Annotated in this window: 5 protein-coding genes and 1 pseudogene; 4 read left to right on the forward strand and 2 right to left on the reverse strand. The window is 67.3% G+C overall.

All coding sequences use genetic code 11. The annotated features are described in order from the left end of the window. Positions 1-622: cbb3-type cytochrome c oxidase subunit I (locus ACLP25_RS15720; RefSeq protein ID WP_442470123.1), on the reverse strand; the 622-nt coding region annotated here is incomplete at its 3' end. A gap of 426 nt (positions 623-1048) precedes the next feature. Further along, on the reverse strand, positions 1049-1786 hold the full coding sequence (locus tag ACLP25_RS15725; protein WP_442470124.1) for a helix-turn-helix domain-containing protein: 738 nt from the start codon (positions 1784-1786) through the stop codon (positions 1049-1051). A gap of 254 nt (positions 1787-2040) precedes the next feature. Here ACLP25_RS15725 and radA point away from each other — a divergent pair, with 254 nt between their 5' ends. The 4 genes and pseudogenes from radA to ACLP25_RS15745 all read left to right on the forward strand — a co-directional run. Then, on the forward strand, positions 2041-3480 hold the full coding sequence (gene radA / locus ACLP25_RS15730) for a DNA repair protein RadA (RefSeq protein ID WP_442470125.1): 1440 nt from the start codon (positions 2041-2043) through the stop codon (positions 3478-3480). Between the two features lie 94 nt (positions 3481-3574). Then, entirely contained in the window at positions 3575-4285 is a 711-nt protein-coding gene (locus ACLP25_RS15735; RefSeq protein ID WP_442470126.1) for a CvpA family protein, read from the forward strand. Beyond that, a complete protein-coding gene (gene purF, locus ACLP25_RS15740; protein ID WP_442470127.1) occupies positions 4282-5754 on the forward strand; it encodes an amidophosphoribosyltransferase in 1473 nt (490 codons plus the stop codon). Before ACLP25_RS15735 ends, purF begins: the two co-directional genes overlap by 4 nt. A 149-nt stretch (positions 5755-5903) precedes the next feature. Beyond that, a pseudogene (locus ACLP25_RS15745) lies at positions 5904-6099 on the forward strand (inorganic phosphate transporter); the annotation flags it as partial.

Below are 6099 nucleotides of genomic sequence, written 5' to 3' on the forward strand. Positions count from 1 at the left end.
AGACGATGGTGAGCCAGAGGTCGGCGTACCATTCCGGCTCGGCGTATTCCTTGCTTTCGGTGATGCCGAGCAAATAGCCCGTGCCGGCGATCAGGATGAAGAAGTTGTAGCCGAGCGCTACGAACCAGGGGGCGAGGTCCCCGGCGAGCCGGGCCCGACAGGTGCGCTGAACGACGTAGAACGACGTCGCGAGCAGCACGTTGCCGCCGAAGGCGAAGATCACCGCCGAGGTATGCAGCGGCCGCAGGCGGCCGAAGTTGAACCAGGGCTCAAGGTTGAGGTCGGGAAAGGCGAGTTCGGAAGCGATGTAGACGCCAACCGCCATGCCGGCCAGGCCCCAGAACAGGGCCATGACCGTCGTGAATTTCACCACGCTGAAGTTATAGTTCGGCAGACCGTTGATCTCGAGCGGCGGACGCGCGGCATCGCGCTTGTTGAAGCGCTGGAAGATCGCAAAGATGGCGATCGCCGCGCAAATGAAGCCAAGGCCCATATGGAAGGCGTAGGCGGGCTCGATCGTCTTGATCGCGATATAGAGACAGAGCAGGCCCAGGATCGCGAGGACCGCGATCAGCCCGATTTCGCCGCTCCAGAGCGACTTTGGTTGAGATACCGTCTGCATTCCTCATCCCCGACACAAGAGGGTGTCCCGGGCCGTCCGCTGCGCTGTGGGCAGGCGTCCAATCCCGAGAATGTTGCGTAGCAAACACAGCCTTCCAACAGGTCGCCAATGCGGCGGCCGGATTACGCAGCGGTCCTCTAATGCATGCCCGACCGGGCGCCGTCCACTTGTCCCATCGTCGCATTTCGGCCGCGTTTTCGCCGAAACCCTTGTTTTCAGCCCGAAACAGCCCCGGATTTCGAGGTCTATCGGGCGTTGACAGCAATCCGGGGCGGCGAGATTGTGACCATCTGTCGCACTTGACGCCTGCATTTTCGCAAGCGCTCTCGCCGCTTTCCCGGCTCGTGCGCGAGCGGATATCTCCGCGATATTGACGCTGGGGCCTTGCGCTTTCGAGTGGCGATTCGGGCGGCAGGGCGCCCCGCCTCACGCGACTGCGACGGCGAATTCCGCAGATTCGGAAGCCGCGCGGGCGGGCACGGCCGCGTCGCGATCGGCTGCGGCCAGTCGCGCCAGCGCGTCGGGCTGCACGATCTCCACCCGGCGCTTGCGCGGCAGCTTGAGGAAGCCGCGATCCCTGAAGAGCGTGAACGTCCGGCTCACGGTTTCGATCGTGAGCCCGAGATAGTCGGCGATGTCCTGACGCTGCATCGCCAGATCGAGCACCAGCGCGTCCGGACCGACGGACCGGGCCGACAGCATGCTCAGGAACCATGCAAGCCGCTCCTCCGCGGAGCTGCGGCCGATCATCATCATGTGGTCGATCGAAAGCGTGAGCGCCCGCGTCGCGCCGTCGAAAAGGGCGGCGTTGAGGCGGGGGTCGTCGTTCATCCGGACCCGGCAGGCGTGGCGCGGAAGGACGGCCATCGCGGCCGTGTCGACCGCCTCGATCGTCAGCTTGTGGGCCGCCTCCGGCTCAAGGCCGCAGATGTCGCCGGGCATGTAAAAGGCGAACACCTGGCGGCGGCCGTCGCGGGTGAACTTCACCGCCCGGAACATGCCGCGCATGACGAGATAATAGCTTTCGGTCGGATCGCCTTCGCCAACGACCTCCTGACCCGCCTCGAACGGTACGATCAGGCCTTCAAAGTGCGGGAGGCTCTCGGCCAGCAACTCGCCGATCCTCGGCGCGCCTTCCGCATTGTGGTTGAAAGCGTACGCCATCCGACCATCCGTTCCCCTTCCCCGTCGAGGAGCGTCGGCCTCGGGCTTGTTCTAAACGCTCCACGCCGGCTTTCCGCCCCGTGCTGTTGGACTATATGGTCGCGGCGGCCCGCGAAGGAACGGGACCTTTTGCCGCAGCCGGGACGGCCAAGCAGCTCGTCGGCCTTTTCGCCAATGTTTTCTGGCGGGGATCGCGCCATTTTTGCGGTCATTCGGCTCGACACGCTGGCCCAAAGCTGTCACTTCCCCGGCCCATGGCGAGGCTGCGCTCTTCATACGTCTGCCAGAACTGCGGCGCGATCACGCAACGCTGGCAGGGAAAATGCGAGTCCTGCGGGGAGTGGAACACGATCATCGAGGAGGCCGCCGCGCTCGGCGTCGGCGCCGCCGCGACGCGACGCGGCGCCGCCGGGAGGGCTTTCCCTCTCGAGGACCTGTCGGGCGTCTCGAAACCGGAGCCCCGCGTCGTCACCGGCGTCGACGAGCTCGACCGCGTCGCCGGCGGCGGTTTCGTGCCGGGCTCGGCGACCCTGATCGGCGGCGAGCCGGGCATCGGCAAGTCGACCCTACTCATCCAGGCCTGCGCGGCGGTCGCGCGCTCCGGGGCGCGCGTGGTCTACGTCTCCGGCGAGGAGTCGACAGCCCAGGTGCGCCTGCGCGCCCAGCGCCTCGGCCTTCAGGGCGCGCCGGTCCAGCTCGCCGCCCAGACGCTGGTCGAGGACATCGTCGCGACCCTCGCCTCGGGCGACGCGCCGAAATTCGTGGTGATCGATTCGATCCAGACAATGTGGAGCGACGCGATTGAATCGGCGCCGGGCACGGTGAGCCAGGTGCGCGGCGCGGCGCAGGCGCTCATCCGCTTCGCCAAGGCGAGCGGCTCGGCGCTTCTTATCGTGGGGCACGTGACCAAGGACGGGCAGATCGCCGGCCCGCGCGTCGTAGAGCACATGGTCGACGCGGTCTTCTCCTTCGAAGGCGACGGGGCGCACGCTTTCCGCCTCCTGCGCGCGGCAAAGAACCGTTTCGGCGCGACCGACGAGGTCGGCGTGTTCGAAATGACGGGCGCGGGGCTTGCCGAGGTGCCGAACCCGTCGGCTTTGTTCCTGGGCGGCCGGGACGCCGCCGCGGCGCCGGGCGCCTCGGTTTTCGCCGGCGTCGAGGGCGCCCGGCCGCTGCTCGTCGAGATCCAGGCGCTCGTCGCGCCGACCTCGCTCGGCACCCCCCGGCGCGCCGTGGTCGGCTGGGAGCCCAACCGGCTCGCCATGGTGCTGGCGGTGCTGGAATCGCACGCCGGGCTGAAGCTCGGGGCGTACGACATCTATCTCAACGTCGCCGGAGGCCTCCGGGTCGCGGAGCCCGCAGCCGACCTCGCGGCGGCCGCCGCGTTGATCTCCTCGCTGACCGGGGCGATTCTGCCCCATGACGCCGTCTATTTCGGCGAGATCGCGCTGTCCGGCTCTGTCCGGCCGGTTTCCCACACCGGGTTGCGGCTCAAGGAGGCCGCTAAACTCGGCTTCGCCCGCGCCTTCGCCCCGCCCGCGCCGAACGCCGAGGGCGAGGCGGCGGGCGCGAGCGTCGCGCCGATCGGTTCGGTCGCGTCGCTGGCGGCGCTGATCGCCGCAGCCGCGGTCGAAGCGAAGACCTCCGCGGCGCAAGCCTCGAATCGCGCAAGATTACCGACCCACGCCGGGTGACGAACCCGGACGCCTTGGCTATAAGGCCCCTCGAGGATGCGCCGGACGCCGGACGCCGCCCGTGCTTTTCGAGCGTTTGGACAAGGTTGTCTTGATGCCTTCTTATCTCGATCTGGCCGTTCTCGCGATTGTGCTCGTCTCGGCGCTCTTGTCGATGCTGCGTGGTTTCTCCCGCGAGGTGCTCGCCATCGCATCCTGGGCGGCGGCGGCGGCGGCGGCCTATTACTTCTACCCGGTTGTGACCCCCTACCTCGCGAACTATATCCATAAGGACGTCATCGCGCAGGCGGCGGCGGCGGCGATCGTATTCTTCGCCACCCTGATTGTCGTGTCGCTGTTCACCGTGAGACTGTCGGACGCGATTCTCGATAGCAAGATCGGCGCTCTCGACCGGACGCTCGGTTTCGTATTCGGCGTGGCGCGCGGGTTTTTGCTCGCGGTCGTCGCGTTCGCGATCTTCAACTGGCTGGTCTCGGACAAGCAGCAACCGGAATGGGTGAAAACCGCCAAGACGCGCCCGATCCTGACCGACACGGCGGACAAGATCGTGGCCCTGCTGCCGGAGGACGCGGCGGCGACCATCGACGCCTGGATCAAGTCGCGCGGGAACGTCACCCCGCCGAACGAAGAGCCGGTGGACGAATCAGCGGCGCCGGTGGAGGTCAAGCCGACGACGCCGCCTTCGCCCCCGGCCGCAGGCGGGCAGAAGAAAGCGGAGCAGTCGACGCCGTCGGCGTCGACGTCCGACAAGCAGAGGCTCGACGCGATCATCAACGGGCGTCCGCTTCCCCCGGCGAAACAGTGACGGCCGTGACGCCGGACGGTTCGGGCGTCGATCTCGACGAGGACCGCCTGCATGAGGAATGCGGCGTCTTCGGCATTTTCGGGCACCCCGACGCGGCGGCGATCGTCGCGCTGGGCCTCCACGCCCTCCAGCATCGCGGGCAGGAGGCGGCCGGCATCGTCGCCTTCGACGGGGCGCGCTTCCATTCCGAGCGCCGCCAGGGCCTGGTCGGCGACCACTTTTCCAGCGCCTCGGTCATCGACCGCCTGCCCGGTCAGACCGCCATCGGCCATGTGCGCTATTCGACGACCGGCGAGACGGCGCTGCGCAACGTCCAGCCGCTGTTCGCCGAGCTCGAGGCCGGGGGGCTCGCGATCGCCCACAACGGCAATCTGACCAATGGCCTGACGCTCAGGCGCGAGCTCATCCGCGGCGGCGCGATCTGCCAGTCGACCACCGACACCGAGGTCGTCCTTTTGCTGGCGGCGCGCTCGCGCCGGATGAAGATCGTCGACCGTTTCGTCGAGGCGCTGGCCGATATCGAGGGCGCCTACGCGCTGGTCGCCCTGACCAACAAGAAGCTGATCGGGGCGCGCGATCCGCTCGGCATCCGCCCGCTGGTGCTGGGCGAGCTCGACGGTTGTCCGATCCTCTGCTCGGAGACCTGCGCGCTCGACATCATCGGCGCCAGGTTCATCCGCGACATCGAGAACGGCGAGGTCGTGGTGATCAGCGCCGACGCGGTGAAGAGCTTTTTTCCCCTGCCCCGCCAGCCGGCGCGGCCCTGCATCTTCGAATACATCTACTTCGCCCGGCCGGATTCGATCGTGCACGGACGCTCGGTTTACGACGCGCGGAAGGCCATGGGCGCGGAGCTCGCCCGGGAGGCGCCGGCTGACGCCGACGTCGTGGTGCCCGTGCCGGATTCCGGCGTGCCGGCCGCGATCGGCTACGCGCGCGCCTGCGGGCTTCCGTTCGAGCTCGGCATCATCCGCAATCATTATGTCGGCCGGACGTTCATCCAGCCGACCCAGTCGATCCGTGAGCTCGGCGTGCGCATGAAGCACAACGCCAACAGGGCCGTCGTCGCCGGCAAGCGCGTGGTGCTGATCGACGATTCGATCGTGCGCGGCACGACCAGCGTCAAGATCGTGCAGATGATGCGCGATGCGGGCGCGCGGGAGGTCCATTTCCGCATTTCCTCGCCGCCGATCGCCTATCCCGATTTCTACGGCATCGATACGCCCGAACGCGACAAGCTGCTCGCCGCGCGCATGGACCTCGAAAGCATGCGCCGGTTCATGGGGGCGGACAGCCTGGCGTTCCTGTCGGTCGCGGGCATCTATCGCGCGATGGGCTTTTCCGAACGCAACGCCCGGCAGCCGCAATTCACCGACCACTGCTTTACCGGCGACTATCCGACCCGGCTTCTGGACAAGGACGGCGAGCCGGGCCGCCAGCATCTGCCGCTTCTCGCCGAGGCGGGTTGAGCCGGGCTCTAAAAACGTTCCGAGTAACGGCGTCATACGCGAATTTCGGCGGCCCAAACCGCGCTCATCGCCAAGTCGACAGGCGCATTCACAGGGTTGTCATAAGGCGCCGCGATAGAGTGTTCTCGCAGCCCCGAGGAGCCGCCCCGATGACAGCCGCAACCGATATTTCGACGCCGCAGGCCGCACCCTCGGCGGGCAAACCGCATCTCGATCACCCTATGGACATCCGCCTGGCGCTCGGGATCCTCGCTGTGCTCGCTGGCGGTCTGTTCTACATGGCCTATTCGATACGCTCGGATATTACCGAGTCCGGCGGCGGACCGACAACGATCCTGCCATTCC

The organism is Roseiarcus sp., from assembly GCF_052145395.1.
GTDB lineage: Bacteria > Pseudomonadota > Alphaproteobacteria > Rhizobiales > Beijerinckiaceae > Roseiarcus.